Source organism: Paenibacillus sp. Leaf72, assembly GCF_001422685.1.
In the GTDB taxonomy this organism is placed as follows: domain Bacteria; phylum Bacillota; class Bacilli; order Paenibacillales; family Paenibacillaceae; genus Pristimantibacillus.
In genome coordinates this window covers 33,956-50,042 of sequence record NZ_LMLV01000008.1, presented here as the reverse complement: position 1 = coordinate 50,042, position 16,087 = coordinate 33,956, and the positions used below count along the sequence as shown (strand labels likewise).

Here is a 16,087-nt window from a genome sequence, read left to right as displayed (position 1 = left end):
TATGGAACAGTTCATGTGCCCAAGCTCCTCATTCATACGAGTATTCAATGTAAATCACATTACCGTTGGAGGCCGCTTCTCCATTGTGCTGAACTCCGTTCAGTTCATACGCATATTGAGCTGTGGCTATTCCTTGCAGTACAGGGCTCGTTACCAGCGAGCTTACCCTAGCCTGATAGTAGATTTGAACTGTGCTTCCGGGCGATACATTCCCTATATTAATGGAGCCAGAGGCGTCAGGATCTGCGGAGGGTATCCCATTTATGAGGATGGACCCGCGCACTAGAACCGTTTGCCTGATCGTAAGGCGGGTCAGCGTAACATCAGCAGCCCAATTCCCGGAATTCGTCAGCAGGCCGGTATAATTAACAACAGCGTCGGGCTCTACGATAGAGGGATTCGTGCTAACCTCAAGTTGAAAGAGCGGACAGCATACCTCTGTTGAAACGGTGCTTGATACCGAGGGCTCCAGCCGTATAACGCTGCCGTCAGAGCTTCTATAGGTGCCTTCTGTGCGGGTTTCGTTGATTAAAAGCTGCCCTGGTGATACAGCATTGCTGCCTGTGACCATCACCTCAAAGGTTACGATAGACTGGGTTCTGGGGGCAACTGATCCTAGTGCGATGCCCATGGCCACAAGCTCCCCGCTTTGCATGATTCCATTTAAGGTAATGCTGTTGCGGACGAAGAGCGTGCCGCTCGGAATAGTGGATAGCAGGAGAACATCTGCGGCGACGTCTCCTATGTTGGCTACACGTGCGGTGTAACGAAGGATTTCCCCCGGACTGGCGCGGGTTTTGTTCACCGAAAAGGTAATCGTAATCTCCGGCTTGCCGATTCGGACTACAGGAAGTGTGACCGTATTGGAAAAAACGCTATCCTCGACGAGCCGCCCATTGGTCGTCTGGAATGTATAATCTGCCCGCACTCGGTTACTCAGTTGCTCGCTGGTCATTTGCAGGGCGGTCATAAGCTGGAAGGTAATGTGAATGCTCTGATGCAGGCCGAGCCTGCCAAGGTGCAAACCGGACACGGGATTGGCGCCCGGAAGCGGAATGCCATCCCGGTGTACGCTGTTAGGGACAAATTCAGTTCCTTCTTGCAGCAAATCATAGATGGCAATATCTGCGTCCCGATTGCCCGAATTAGTTATGGATACAGCGAAAATGACCGGGAGGCCAGGAAATGCCTGAGATGATTCAGAGCTTTTGACTAGGGTGATGACAGGGCCTACGATGGGTGTGTTCACCGTATTGGAATAAGTAACAAATTCCGTTCCACCTGCGCTATAGAGGATGCGGGATTGGTTTAGCAGGCTTTCTTCCTTGGCTGTGCCGGGCGTCATGATACAGTCACCTGGAAGGTAACGGTAGACGTGGCACCTGCTGCTATTGAACCGACGGCTATGCCGACAGAAGGATTTGCTGCCGGAAACGATACGGTGTCCACGGTGACGCTGCCTGCGACAAAGGTGCTGCCGACTGGAATCGGGTCAATAACGACGACATTGTTGACAGTAGAAATGCCGTTGTTCGTCACAAGAATCGTATAAGTGATAGTATCTCCAGAAACGGCATCAATGGCAGGCGTACTCTTAACCACACTGACATCTGGAGAGGAAACCGGAATGACGACCGTATTGGATGGAGCCGAGCCGGTACCGGTTCTTCCATCGGGAAGCAAGAAGGAGAAGGTGGCTACGGCCGAGTTGACCAACTGCTGTGGTGATGGCAGCGATCCAATGGTCACTTGCAGGGTTACCGTAACGGTAATCGTACCTCCTGGCGGAACTGTTCCGACTACGATGCCCTGGTCAGGATCGACTCCGGGCTGGGGCATGCCATTGATAATGACACTGTTGGGGACAAATTCGGCGCCTGCGGGCACCGGGTCTGAGAGCGTAACGGTTGCCGCCGTATTTCCAGTATTAGTGATGTTCAAATAGTAAATGACTGTATCGCCTACCGTAGCGACAGTCACATTGGAGCCCTTTAGTACGCCAATTATCGCTTGAGCTACAGGCAGTGTGACAATGTTGGACAAGGATGTACCTGAGAACGCGCCGGAAGTGAAGCTGACGGTAGCTTGGTTGCTGAAGGAGCCAGACGTTGGCAAGGTTGTAACTGTGACGCTGAAGGTAACCTCAACGCTGCCGGCAGGAGCTATCGTTCCAAGCTGAATGCCGGATGCTGGATTGCTGCCAGGACGAGGCACGCCGTCAACGCTAACACTGCCCGGAACAAACGAGGTATTGGCAGGTATCGGGTCAACCAAAATGGCATTCGTAACGTTTTCAATCCCGGCGTTGGTTACAGTAATCGTAAAAGGTACAATGTCGCCAATTGTCGTTGCGGTAAAGGTTGTGCTTTTCACAGCAGTCACATTAGGCGAGGAAACCATTGAGGTGACTGTATTTGACGGGGCGGATCCTGTAAAGCTGCGGCCATCTGTCAAGGTGTAGCTGAAGCCGGCTGTGGATTGGTTCACCAGCTGCTGGGTTGGCGGAAGTGAAGTGATCACAACCGAAAAGGTTAACGTTGCAGGGCTTCCAGGCGCAATCACGCCAAGCGGTATGCCAGCAGCAGGGTCAGCGCCGGCCAGGCCGGAGCCGTTCAGCAATACACTGTTCGGAACAAGTGTCGTACCAGCCGGAATCGGGTCAGTCAAAGTTGTCGTTGCGCCAATATTCCCTGAGTTCGTAATCGTGGATGTATACACGATGGTATCTCCAACAGTAGCATTCGTGCTGCTGACGGTTTTGACTACGGACATAGTAGGCTGAAACACAGGCGTGACTACATTGTCAGAGAAGGCCGTAGCCGAGAGAGCACCAGAAGTAAAGCTGACAAACGACTGGTTGTTGACGAAAGCCGGATTCGGAACCGAATTAACCGTTACGCTGAAGGTCACTGGTACAGATGCTCCAGGCGCAATATCGCCGAGCGGTATGCCGGCAGCTGGAACTGCCGCAGGCTGTGATACTCCGTTTACGGTTACGCTTCCCGGAACCAAAGCCGTACCTACAGGAATCGGATCGGTAAGCAGCGTGTTGCTGATCGCTGCAATTCCGTTATTTGTCACATTGATGCTGTACGCAATGGTATCGCCAACCGTAGAAGCGGTGGTAGTCGTGGCTTTGACAATAGAAACGTTAGGGGCCGTTACGCTTACTACAACCGTGTTGGAGGTTACAGAGCTGCTGAACGGACGCCCGTCAGGCAGCGTAAAATCGAAGCTGGTTGTGGCTTGATTTAGAAGCTGCTGCGGCGTAGGAAGGAATTCGATAAGGACAGAGAAAATGACCTGAACGGTTGCTCCTGGTGCAACGACGCCGATAGGGATTCCTGTTAAAGGCGAAGCGGCAGCTTGAGGCACGCCGCCCACGATAACGCTGTTCGGAATGAAGGAGGTCCCTGTCGGGATGGTGTCCGTGACGGTTGCCGAAGCGCTATAGTTTCCGGAATTTGTAACGGCTATTGTATAATTCAGCGTATCGCCTACTGTTGCAGCGACAACGCCTGCTGATTTCACGGCCGTCAGAATCGGCTGGTTAATTGGTGTTACTGAGACGTTGGAGAAGGTTGATCCCGAAAAAGCTCCAGAAGTAAAGGTTGCAGACGATTGGTTAATGAGCGAGCCGGATGGTGGGAGTGAATCCACCAGGACGTTAAAGGTAACGATAACCGTTGCTCCCGGCGCGATCGTTCCGAGTGGAATCCCGCCGGCTGGAACAGCGGCAGAGCTTGGTACGCCATTGATTGTAACCGAGCCTGGTACGAAGGACGAGCCTTCGGGAGTAGGATCCGAAAATATGGTGTTGGTTACTGACGCAATACCTGTATTGGTCACGCTGACGGAATAGGGGACCGTGTCTCCGATTGTTGTATTAGCCGTCGTGGAGCTTTTGACTATCGAAACATTGGGGGCGGACACAGAAATACTTAATGTATTGGACAAAGCGCTGCCTGACAGTGTACGTCCATCTGGCGGTACAAAGGTGTAGGCTGCTGCGGCCTGGTTGGCAAGCTGCTGAGGACTCGGCAGGGAAGTCACCAGCGCACTAAAGGTGACAAGGACCGTTGCCCCGGCAGCCACAGACCCTACTGGAATGCCTGTAGCAGGATCAGCTCCAGCCACAGGCAAGCCTCCAACCACCACGCTGTTCGGAATAAAGGCTGTGCCGTTAGGCAGGATGTCGGTCAAGGTGACCTGTGCGGCCAGATTGCCTGTGTTGGAAACAGCGACGGAATATGTAACCGAGCCTCCAACAGAAGCGTTGGTCGTATCCGAAGTTTTCACCAGATTGATGACAGGCTGCGTAACTGGCGTATTCACGTTGTTGGATTGGGACGTTGACGAGAAAGCGCCAGAGGTAAAGCTGACCGTGGACTGATTTGAAATTACGGATGGAGCTGGCATGTTGACCATCACCTCGAAGGTTACGGTAGCAGAAGCGCTGGGGGCTAATGTACCGATTGGAATGCCGATAGCCGGATTTGCAAGTGGTACGGACGCACCATTTACAAACACGCTCCCGGAAATAAAGCTGGTGCCCTGAGGCATCATGTCGCTTATGACCGCATTGTTAATTGGAGCTAAACCATTGTTGGCGACCAGTACGCTATAGGTGAGCGTGTCGCCGCTGGCTACTGATGAGCTGCTGCTGCTTTTGAGCACGGATACATTGGGTGTGGATACAGAGATTGTAACTGTGTTGGATAAGGAATTTTTCGCAAACATTCTGCCGTCAGGCAGGGTATAGGTGTAGAGCGCATTCGACTGATTGACAAGCTGCTGTGGATTCGGCAAGGAAACGACGATAACCGAGAAGCTGACGACGTTGATTTCGGCTGCGGACACCGTGTCCAGAGCGATGCCTGTAAGTGGATCGACACCCGGATTCGGAAATCCGTTAATGACAACGCTATTGGGCACAAACACAACCTCAGGAGGCAACGCATCCTCTAATCGAACTTCAGCCGGATAATTGCCGGTATTGCTGACGGTTAATGTATACGTAAAGGTGTCTCCTACAGTTAATGTACTGACGCTGCTGCTTTTCACCACGTTAATGACGGGGAGGTAAGCGGCCGTTGTGACCAGCGCTGAGGAGGAGGATCCGGTAAAACTCCCTGAAGTAAAGCTCACATTAGCCCGATTGCTGAGCAGTGCCGGGATAGTTGACGCAACGGCTGCCACACGGACGTTGAAGCTGATCGGCACGATACTCCCAGCGTTAATGGTTCCAAGCAGTATGCCGCCGCTGGGGTCTGCATTAGGCAAGGCTGTGCCGTTCACGACGATACTGCCCGCTACAAAAACCGTTCCGGAGGGAAGGTTATCTGAAAATACAGCATTAGTTACCGCTTCTACACCGTTGTTCGTGACGGATATCGTATACGTCAGAATATCGCCTATGGTGGCAATCGTGCTGTTAACCGCTTTGGTTACAGTCACACTAGGTGAGGTGGCCGGGATATCGACAACATTGGACGGAGCTGTAAAGCCTGTAAATGAGCGTCCGCTTGGCAATTGATACGAATACGACGTTGTTGCCTGATTCACGAGCCGTGGCGGTGAGGGCAGCGTGCTCAGAAGGAACTGAAATGTAATAGGAACGGAGCTGCCGGGCGCAATCAAGCCGAGAGAAATACCCGCTAGCGGAGAAGCCCCCGGGACGGAAACCGTGTTAACCGTGACACTTCCAGGCACAAAGGAGGTGCCTGCCGGAAGCGTATCCGTTAAGGTCGCTTGTGCAGCCAAATTGCCGGTATTTGAGACGAACACCGTATAAGTTAAAGTATCTCCAACGGTGGCAACGTTCCGGTTCACCGATTTCACTGTACGTACAATCGGCTGATAGACCGGAATGGTTACGGTATTGGACAGCGATACACCGCTGAATGCTCCGGAGCTGTACGCGACTGAAGCTCTGTTGACAAATTGAGTCGGAGAGGGCAGCGATGATGATGTTACTTGGAAGGTGATGGTTGCTGAACTGCCCGCATTCAAAGTGCCGATAGCAATGCCGCTTGCAGGATTAGCCGACGGCTGAGGGGCTCCGTTCAGGGTCACGCTGCCGGCTACAAGAACAGAACCGCTCGGCATGGCATCGGTCAAAGTTACATTCGTGACGGGATCAGTGCCATTGTTGGCTATTATTGCGGTATAGGTATAAGCCTCTCCGACAGAAGCATCAGGTACGCTGGCGCTTTTGACGACTGCTACATTCGGCAGGGCAACAGGCAACGTTACGGTGTTCGAGGCTGCCGAGCCGGAAGAGGCTCGGCCGTCGGGAACCGTGAACGTATACGCGGCGGTAGCCTGGTTTACCAGCTGTGGAGGAGAGGGCAGATTTTGAACCAATACCCGAAAGGTGACGGTGGCCGAGCCGCCTGCCGGAATGGAGCCAACCGGAACCCCTGCAGCAATATTGGCTCCCGGCACGGTCGCACCTCCCACGGTCACGCTGTTCGGCACAAACGAAGTGCCCGCAGGTATCGGGTCCGTTACGGTTGTCGTGCCAGCGATATTGCCTGAGTTGGTCACAACAATCGTGTAAGTGACGGTGCTTCCCACAGTTGCATTAGCTGTGCTTGCTGTTTTTTTCATCGCTAGAATCGGCGAATATACGGGGACCGTGACGCCGTTTGACGGTATAACAGCAGGTGTGATCGGGCCTCCGGCTATGCTTTGGAAATTGAAGGAGGCACTGGCTGTGTTGACGAGCAGCTGTGTGCCGGGCATGGAAGTTACCCGTGTGCTGTAGGCCACGGCAATAGAGGCACCTGGCGCTAAAGTACCGACCGGTACGCCAGCCGTAATATCGTTGGTCGGCCTTGCAGCACCCGCAACCGTGACGCTGCCCGCAACGAAGGTTAATCCGGCCGGAAGGCTGTCGGTCACAATCATATCGGTGGCATTGGCTGTTCCCGTATTGGTGACGGTAACGGTATAACGAATCGTATCACCGGTCAGGGAGCCGGATACATTAGCCGATTTGGTCACACCGACTCTCGGTGCGTTAATATCGATTTGCAGGGCATTGGCATTCAGGACATAGGCATCGCCAGAGGTCGTTAATTGAAGTACAGCCGAGGTCTGATTATTGACCAATCTGGCCGATATATCCACGTTGGTAATGTCCCAGCCCTGTCTTCCTCCCGCAATATTGCTTCCAGGCGCACCGTTGGTCTGGTTGCGGCTCCCGAAGGTGCCCGTTGTATCCAACGCGCCGGCATTATTATTGATCTGGGAGGCAAAAAAGTTGTTGGCGAAATTGTTCGTACCCGACAAAGCAACCAAGGTTGCAGTTGTAGGGCCGAACAGCGCCTGATCACCGTTTCGGTTGGCATCCCCCTCTTGAGCGCTGAATAACGCTCTACCTCCAAGAGCCCCAGATACAGGCGTAGAGAATCCAGTAAGTGTAGTATTAACAGCTGATGAGGTGCTTTGAACGAGAATGGCCCCTGCCCTCAGAGACATATTGCGAAAGGGAAGGGTGGCATTTTGATAAATGACGCCGAGTGTCCATCCGGCATTGTTGGCGGTTGGATCACTGCTGATCGTCAGGGTGCCTACGACCCGTCCCGTTGTATAGGTTCCTGCACCGCCCTGCTGAACCAGCGAGGTCACATTTGCCGTTCTCACATATCCAAGCGCCCCTCCGCCCAGATCAAAGATGTTGCTAGTAGCCGAGTCAGGCGATACGTCAGAGGTGGCCAAGGGGGTGGCGAAGGACACCGAATTATTAATGGCTGCCGTCAGATTGGTGGTGCCGTTGACGTAAGTGCCGCCCCAGATCAGCTCTGCGTAAAGCACGGTGCTTCCTGCTGGAAGATTCAGGACGGCTGACGAGCTGTTGAGCAGATAATTATCCGTGGTGCCAAAAGGATAGGTGCCATATCGCAGGGCGGTATTGGTTGTAGTGAATGCGCCAATGCTGTCGGCAGTTCCAGGTATGCCAGACACCTCGGAACGACTGAGGCCGAGGGTGTTTCCCGTAAAGGTAATGGCGCCTGTTGCATTAACAGTTGCCCGAACGATAAGTGGAATGTTGATTCACCTCCATTTCGGAAAGACAACTCCATAAAAGTTTCTATCAACTCATGAGTATGAGCCTAAACTCTTGAATTTGTCTGTCCACATTCGGGCAAGGCAAATAAATTATCGATAATAACGGGATCGTTTCCTGGGATTGCCTGAAAATCGCGGCGCTTTTTTGTGGAGGTGTCTCCGAGCCAAAGAACGCTTGGGGGGGATTGGCGGAACGGCATCGGTTTCTTCTGGAAAGCGAGGCTCGGCTTTTTCTATCGGATCCGCAGGAGGCTCAAGTTTGCGCAATGCGTTTACGCAGAAGGGCTCCATTTGGGATTGCCGTGACAATTGATCAAGCTCGGATGCCGAGATGTGCTCTTTGACGACGACGAAATGATACATGATTTCATCCACGACATTGGCCTGAAGCCGTTGAAGTTCTTCCAGTTCTTCCGATTCATACATAGGGGAGCGAAAGATTTCGTTGTAGAAGTATTCCATGCGAAGCAAGCGGAAATCAAATGGAATTTCCTCCAAGTCATTATAAAACTTGATTTCTGGAGATTCTGGTCCGTGTGGCGGCTGATAAAAATGCTTCGTTAAATAACGAGGGGTATGCTCGTCAAAGCGATGCCGGAGCAGAGGATTTGTTGCGTTTCTGAAGCTGTGGGCATAAGGGGCCAGTATGCATACGACGGATTTATGAATAGAAATACGATAGATTTCCTTCAATACGGCATGTAAATCTTGGACATAAGGTAGACTGCGGGATGCCAACACCCATTCTATCGAATTATCAGGCAGAGGAATGCCGTTGTTCACATCCCATACCAAATCCACGCCATCCAGAGGACGGCAGTCAATTCCGTAAAAGTCAGGGTGCTTGCTAGCGCCGCAGCCCAAATCCAGTTTCATCATCGATCCCTCCTGGGTATGTGTAAATTCAACGGCTCCCACTCTATAAAGTATCCTAGGGAAGGTCAAGATGTGACTGGAAGGATAGCACGGACAAAGCAGGAACAGCTTTGGACTAAGGCAAGGTACATATCTATGGTCTCCATATTCCGCTCTGCAAAAAAACGCCGAAAAATACTCCTGCTTGGCAGGGAATTGTTCGGCGGTAGTTATTCCTACTTTTGTAGATGAGAGCTTGGAACGTTATCGTTAGGCTATTCGTGCAGATCCGCAGTATCGTTCCAAGATTGGTATATGCGCCGCACCTCGCGGAACGCTTGTTTAGGCTTGCGGTATTCGTTCAGCAGGCCTTTATTGTTGAAGCTGCGCGCACGGTCGCGAAAATGCTTGCCGTCGCTCTTCAGATCGCCCCGGATATCGGCGAATTGCCAAATATAGGTGCCGCCGATTTTAGCATCGTTGCGGAAGATGTCCAGCGCCTCCGTTACGATTTTCGCCTGGTAGTCCTCGCTGAACAATCGTGGCTCCCAGCCGACGTCTCCAAAGATGCCCGCTCCCCCGAACTCGGTCATGAGCACCGGACGATCGCCCGCCCCTAGCATTTCCGCCCGCTCGTGGAACTGCTGGAGCATTTGCCGAAAGCCGCTTATATCGCCTTCGTACCAGCCATAATATTTGTTGATGCCAATGACATCAAAAAGCGGAAGCAGAACATCCTCCAGCGGGTGCATCGTGGCGTAAGTAACAAGTCTGGACGTATCCATTTGCTTGACTAAGGAAACGAGCCGCTTCGTCATCTCATAGGCATCCTGCGTACGGGAGTCGATCTCATTATGAACCGACCAGAACACGACCGATGGATGATGGTAGTGCAGGCTAACCATCTCTGAAATCATAGTGAGCGCACGATCCTGGAACAAAGGCTCGCAGACCGTTTCGTTTGGCAGAAAGGCTCCCCACATCGGGATTTCACTCCAGAAAAGGATGCCATGCTCATCCAGCAGGTCAAGCCAATAAGGGCTTTGGGGATAATGGGAACCCCGCACGGTGTTGCAGCCAAGCTCCCGGATGATATCGAGGTCCTTCTGCATCAGCTTTGGCGGAAAAGCAAAGCCCCACTCCGGGTGCTCCTCATGGCGGTTCACGCCCTTCAAATAAATTGCAGAGCCATTAATGAGAATCCGGTGGTCCTTTGTTTCTATTCGGCGGAAGCCGATTCGATCGATTTTGTCGTCAAAATCGGTACGAGCCTCTATTTTATACAATTCCGGCTTACCGACATTCCACAACCGAACGTCGCTCCAATGCAGCTTCACTCTGCAATCTACAGACTGGCCTGCCTCTAGCTTAACTTTCTCGGAGTGAAAAACATGTCCGCCTTCGGAAAGCTTCAATGTCGTGGTGATAGCTTGCTGCGAGAGGGAGTTAAGCCTTACTTGAATGGAGAGGTCTGCCTCTGCTCCTTCCAGCAGGTAGTCGATTTTGAGCTGCTCAATATACAGATCCGGCAAAAGCTGCAGTTCAACGGAACGGATAATGCCGCCGTAGTGGAACCAATCGACGTGCTCCGTCGGAATTGTAAGGCGATCCAATGTGCTGTCTGTCCGCACGATAAGCTCATGCTCTCCCGCACTTAACGAAGGAACGACAAAGTCAAATGGGGTGTAGCCGCCATAGTGATAACCGAGATGACGTCCGTTCAAATAAACATCGCAATGGCCTAGCACGGCATGGAAAATCAGTCTGACATGCTGCGCATCTGCAAGCCGAATCTTTTTTCTATACCAGGCAACGCCCTCGTAATGGAACAGAGACAGCTCGTTATTCCAGCAGGATGGAATGTATAAAGCTTTTGAATCATGTGGAAATCGATCGAACCATTTTTCATGGAGTCCTTCATTGCCTGAATCTGTTACAAAGTCCCATGGCCCGTCCAATAATGCTGTCTTGCGAATATGATGCTCGCGAAAAGTCCTTAACAACGGTATTCCTCCTTCTTCGCTAGGAAGCATTAGTCAGCTTGGCTATCGTTTGATAATATGGATAATAGCATGCGGCGTTTTGAGGCGGAATGGAATAAACCTGCAATCGCATGTAAAAATCGATCCTCTATTGAAGCGGGATCGAAGAGGGGGTATAGAGATGGAGCTAATGCCCTATCACACGAATAACCTAGTGCTGCACATTCATTTCGTCCTCGATAAAATAACGTATCCGGGCTGGGAGGATGTTCGCAATCTTGTGAATGTGCACAGCTTGTACTGGATTCATGGGGGAGAGGGGACCTTTCTGACGAACTCGGAGCATAAGGTGCAGGCGGGCATGCTCGCTTATTTAAAGCCCGGTCTTGAGATGTCCATGCGCTCAGAGCCGCATGCTCCGCTCCGCATGACGATGGTTCTCTTCGATTGCGCGGAGCTTATCTATGATGTGATGTGGGGGGAGGTTAAACCAATAAACAAGCTTACGCTCCCTTTTTTAAGTCAATATCAGCCAAAGCAAGCGGAAGAGCTAGGGGAGTTGTTTCGTGAAGCACATGAGGATTGGTTCGCAGGAATTGCCGCTGGCGCGAGCGTTGCCCAATCCAAACTGCAAATATTGCTGCATAGACTCCATCAGATTGAACAGCCGGACTGGAACTTGGCTGAATCGGGAGCCTTCGCCGCCTTTGAACAAATAAAAAAGCATTTGGAGGGCAGCTATAGGGAAAACTTGCGAATTGAGCAGCTGGCTAAGGAATACAGCATTTCCGCTTCCTATCTGCGAAAGCTTTTTCTCAAATATACAGGCATGGGACCGAAAGAATATTTGAACCATCTGCGCAACCAGCAGGCTTGCGGCTATTTGCAATTTACAGATTATCCGGTTAAAGAGGTTGGCAGGCTATGCGGCTATTTCGAGGAGTTTCACTTCAGCAAAATGTTTAAGCTGCTAAACGGCGTCTCTCCCAGCGCCTACAGAGCGATGCAGAGAAGGGGAGAACAGCATCCCGAAAAGAAAGATTAAAAAAAGCGTTTTCAATCATATTGCCCTAACGAATATAACATGTTAATATGTTAACGATAACACATGGGAATCTGGAGACTAAAAATGAATATTAAGATGTCGGATGTGGCTAAGGCAGCTGGTGTTTCGCTTGCGACCGTCGGCAGAGTTTTGCATAACAACGGTTATGTGTCTGAGGATAAGCGCCGGGAAATCGAGCGCATCATCAAAGAATTGGGATATATTCCAAACCGAATTGCACAGGGGCTGAAAAGCAGCCGCAGCAACATTATTGGACATTTGACGCTATTCAACACCAATATGCAGTTCAAGGAGATCAGCTCCGCGATTAATACGGCAGCGGCAAGCAGCGGTTACCATGTGCTGACGCTGACGAGCCATATGGGCCTCGGCGAGGAAGAGCAGCAAATTAACGACTTGATCGGCCACCGGGTGGATGGAGTCATTCTGACTTCCTATCATTCCATTTCCAAAGACTTAATTGGGCGTTTAATTGAAAATCATATTCCTGTTGTGATGATCGAACGAACCTATGATATGCCGATGGTAGACCGCATTGTCGTTAATGATCGTGCGAGTTCATTAGGTGCCGTCCGGCATATGCTGCAAAAGGGCCATCGGCGAATTGCCTTTATCGGCTCCAAGCTGGGGCATCAGGTGGAAGAGGATCGTTATGCCGGTTATTTGGATGCGCTGAACGAGGCGGGAATTGCCCCTCATGAAGAGTGGGTGCAGGTGATGCCCGAATATTCGATCGAGGCAGGCCGAATGGCAATCGACCAGCTGTTAAGGGCTGGACAGCCGCCTACGGCGATTTTTATGACCTCTGATATTTACGCCTGCGGAGTATTACAGATATTGTATGAACGCGGTCTTCGCGTACCTGATGATCTATCGCTGATCGGATATGACAACACGCTGTCCGCTTTGCTGTCACCGCCGATTACTTCCGTCGGCTTGCCATTTAAGGAAATTGGCGATCATGCTTTGCAGCTGCTTTTGCAGCGAATGAATGATCAGGAAGCCACATCTTGCACAATCGGGATAGACCCTTTTCTGATGGATCGCCATACGGTGCGAGAATGGAAGGGCGACTAAAGCCATATGGTCTGAAAAGGTAGACGGCGGCCTTCCCTTCGGCCCGGCGGCCTTCCCTTCGGCCCGGCGGGTTTTCCCATCGGGCTCCCTGCTCCTTGCTTTTTAGCGTCCGCACCGCGGTAGCTGGAAGATTTTTTGAGTGAGCACGGTTAAGCATTGCCTAGTTATATAGCCAATGTGTTAACGTTAACACATTGGCTGTGATTGATATGTTAACGTTAACATATTGTATGAACACCAGCTAGCTTCATGTTTTTGCATCGTTATTCATCTGCATGGCTTTTAAACGAATCGAAGGAGTGGAAAAAAATGATGACTCAATCGCCACCTGTAATGACCCAGATCTGTCTTGTCGTTCATGATGCGAAGCAGGCCAGCGCCAATTGGTCCAAGGTGCTCGGCGTCCAGCAGGCGCCTGTAGAAATATTCCCAACGGAAGGCTTGCTTCACTATACGCATGAGAAGGCCGCTGAATATAGCGGCTGCAAGGTCGCCAAATATGAGCTGGGGCATTTCATACTAGAGCTTATGCAGCCAGCGGAAACGCCGAGTCCATGGAGAACCTTCTTGGACAATAACGGACAAGGCGTATTCCATTTCTGCCTGTTTGTAGATGACCGGAAGGCAATGTATGACACGCTGGAGGGCATCGGAGCAGAACAGCCATATCATGTCGGCTATTTCGGCAAAGGCTCATACAGCTATGTAGACACGAAAGCGCAGCTTGGGTTAGAGCTCAGCATTAACAACTTGGCTGACACTAGCCAATTAATGGAGCTCCTGGTCAAAGGGCTGGCCAAGCCTTTAGACGAAGTGAAATAAGCGGATTAATCGCATCAGACATGAAATCACAAGCTATTTTAAATATCAGAGGGGGATTGAAAAGTGGACATTCATGCGCTTAGAGCTTTGATGAAGCAGCGGGATAGCTACAGCCTATTGGAAACGCTCGATATCGTTACGGGGGAACGGACGGTTTTACGAGAATTCGACTACGTCATTGAAGCTCCGAATTGGACGCAGGACGGCCGATTTCTAGTTTATAACGGCAATGGCCGCATGTACGCCTATGAATTGGACAGCCAAACGGTTAAGCAGATTGAAACCGGATTTGCGATCGATTGCAACAACGATCATGTGCTTTCTCCCGACGGCACGAGGCTTGCGGTCAGCCATTTTACGGAAGAGGATGCAAGCTCCCGAATTTACGTGCTGCCACTCGAGGGAGGAACGCCGGAACTTGTAACGCCGAATGCTCCTAGCTATTTGCATGGATGGTCTCCTGACGGCTCGACGCTTGCTTATTGTGCGGAAAGAAAGGGTCAATACGATATTTATACGATTGCTGTGAGCGGCGGCGACGAAACACAGCTGACCGATGTTCCAGGAAGCTTGGATGATGGACCTGAATATTCCCCATGCGGCCGTTGGATCTGGTTCAATTCGACGCGAAGCGGCCTCATGCAAATTTGGCGGATGGACGCTGACGGGGAAAATCAGGAGCAAATGACTTTTGACGATGCGAACAGCTGGTTCCCGCATGTGTCTCCCGATGGCAAATGGGTATGTTATGTGGCCTACCGCACCGAAGATGTTGCCCCCGGCGAGCACCCGCCGAACAAACAAGTGGAGCTTCGCTTAATGCCTGCCGAAGGCGGAGCGTCCCGCACGATTGCCAAGCTGTTCGGCGGTCAAGGCACGATTAACGTCAATTCATGGGCGCCGGACAGCCGCAGGCTTGCCTTTGTTTCGTACCGCTTGAAGGCTTAACGTTCTAATCCCGGATGAACAAAGGACGATTCTCTTTTTCTGGGCGTGAGCTATTTTTTATAATATAGAAGGGGTTGACTAGGATGACAGCTTTGAAACCTGTAAAAGTAGCTACTATTGGATGCGGAGCGATTAGCGACGCCTATTTAAGCACGATGATTAACCAGTTTCGTATATTAGAGGTCGTCGGCTGCTATGATCGTAATTTGGACAAGACCGAGCGCACTGCCGAAAAATACAACATTAAAGCGCTCACCATGCAACAAATTTTGGAAGATGACTCTATTGAGCTCGTTGTTAATTTGACTGCTTCGACCGCCCATTACAGTGTCGTCAAGCAGCTGCTGGAAGCTGGCAAGCATGTTTATACCGAGAAGGTGCTGGCGCTGGAGCTGGAGGAAGCGGCCGAGCTCGTGAGAATTGCGGATGAAAAAAACCTATACCTTGGCGTCGCCCCGGATACGTTCCTTGGAGCTAGCATTCAGACCGCCAGATATGTAGTCGAAAGCGGGATGATCGGAACGATTACATCCGCTCACTGCGCCTTAAGCAGGGATGTATCCCTCTTCGCGGAGCTGTCTCCGAATGCGATTAAGCCCGGCGCGGGTATTGGTTTTGACGTGGGCATTTATTATATTACCGCTTTGCTGAGCCTTTTGGGACCTGTGGCGGAGGTTTCCGGAATTGCGAAGACGCTGAACAAGGAACGGCAGCATTATTATATGGAGAAGCTCGATGAGTCCTACGAAATCCAGTGTGAAAATCTAATGGCCGGCACGCTGCAATTTGCGAGCGGGGCGGTCGGCAGCATGCTGTTTGACTCCAATTCCATACTGATTGTCCCAGAGAAGCCTACGCTGGTGCTGTACGGCACGGATGGCGTGATGTATATGTCAGATCCTAACCTTTTTGGAGGGGAAGTCAACGTTATATTGAAGGGGAACACGGAGCCGATGGTGATGCAGCAATCCCATAGCTTCACGCAGGAGAGCAGAGGACTTGGCGTTGCAGAAATGGCATGGTCCATGCGCAAGGGCAGAGCGAACCGGGCCAGCAAGGAGATGGGCTATCATGCGCTGGAAATTTTACACAGCATCGTAAAAAGCGGCGAGACGAAGCGGCACATCGCTCTGCAATCGACCTTTACCAATATGCCGGCTTTGCCGAGAGGCTATGTGACTAATTCCCATTTTAAATTTCAGGAAGAGTCTGGACTTGCTTATTAAAGCAGCCGGGCAGTAGGAAAACAGCAAATAGTAAA

General features: G+C 51.4%; 9 protein-coding genes. 5 read left to right on the top strand and 4 right to left on the bottom strand.

Annotated features, from left to right (window positions below):
- Positions 1-28: 28 nt before the first annotated feature.
- From ASF12_RS13460 to ASF12_RS13445, 4 genes are all read right to left on the bottom strand, one after another.
- Positions 29-1,345, bottom strand: a complete 1,317-nt coding sequence (locus ASF12_RS13460; RefSeq protein ID WP_056035338.1) for a DUF11 domain-containing protein — start codon at positions 1,343-1,345, stop codon at positions 29-31.
- Positions 1,342-7,971, bottom strand: coding sequence for a DUF7507 domain-containing protein (locus ASF12_RS13455; protein ID WP_235533155.1), 6,630 nt, complete (start codon positions 7,969-7,971; stop codon positions 1,342-1,344). The genes ASF12_RS13460 and ASF12_RS13455 overlap by 4 nt, the downstream gene beginning before the upstream one ends.
- Positions 7,972-8,166: 195 nt before the next feature.
- Positions 8,167-8,955 (bottom strand): hypothetical protein, encoded by a 789-nt coding sequence (locus ASF12_RS13450; protein ID WP_200931618.1) that lies wholly within the window; start codon positions 8,953-8,955, stop codon positions 8,167-8,169.
- 251 nt (positions 8,956-9,206) lie between these two features.
- Positions 9,207-10,934, bottom strand: a complete 1,728-nt coding sequence (locus ASF12_RS13445; protein ID WP_056035332.1) for a glycoside hydrolase family 2 protein — start codon at positions 10,932-10,934, stop codon at positions 9,207-9,209.
- A 160-nt stretch (positions 10,935-11,094) separates the two neighbouring features.
- Between ASF12_RS13445 and ASF12_RS13440 the strand changes: the two genes are divergently transcribed.
- The 5 genes from ASF12_RS13440 (at position 11,095) to ASF12_RS13420 (ending at position 16,052) form a co-directional block, all read left to right on the top strand.
- Complete coding sequence (locus ASF12_RS13440) at positions 11,095-11,958, top strand: helix-turn-helix transcriptional regulator (protein WP_056035328.1); 864 nt, start codon at positions 11,095-11,097, stop codon at positions 11,956-11,958.
- An 84-nt stretch (positions 11,959-12,042) separates the two neighbouring features.
- Positions 12,043-13,056: a LacI family DNA-binding transcriptional regulator gene (locus ASF12_RS13435; protein WP_056035326.1), complete on the top strand. Its 1,014-nt coding sequence runs from the start codon at positions 12,043-12,045 to the stop codon at positions 13,054-13,056.
- A gap of 309 nt (positions 13,057-13,365) precedes the next feature.
- Positions 13,366-13,878 (top strand): VOC family protein, encoded by a 513-nt coding sequence (locus ASF12_RS13430; protein WP_056035324.1) that lies wholly within the window; start codon positions 13,366-13,368, stop codon positions 13,876-13,878.
- Between the two features lie 63 nt (positions 13,879-13,941).
- Entirely contained in the window at positions 13,942-14,826 is an 885-nt protein-coding gene (locus tag ASF12_RS13425; RefSeq protein ID WP_235533154.1) for a TolB family protein, read from the top strand.
- Between the two features lie 83 nt (positions 14,827-14,909).
- On the top strand, positions 14,910-16,052 hold the full coding sequence (locus tag ASF12_RS13420) for a Gfo/Idh/MocA family protein (protein WP_056035320.1): 1,143 nt from the start codon (positions 14,910-14,912) through the stop codon (positions 16,050-16,052).
- Positions 16,053-16,087 lie beyond the last annotated feature (35 nt).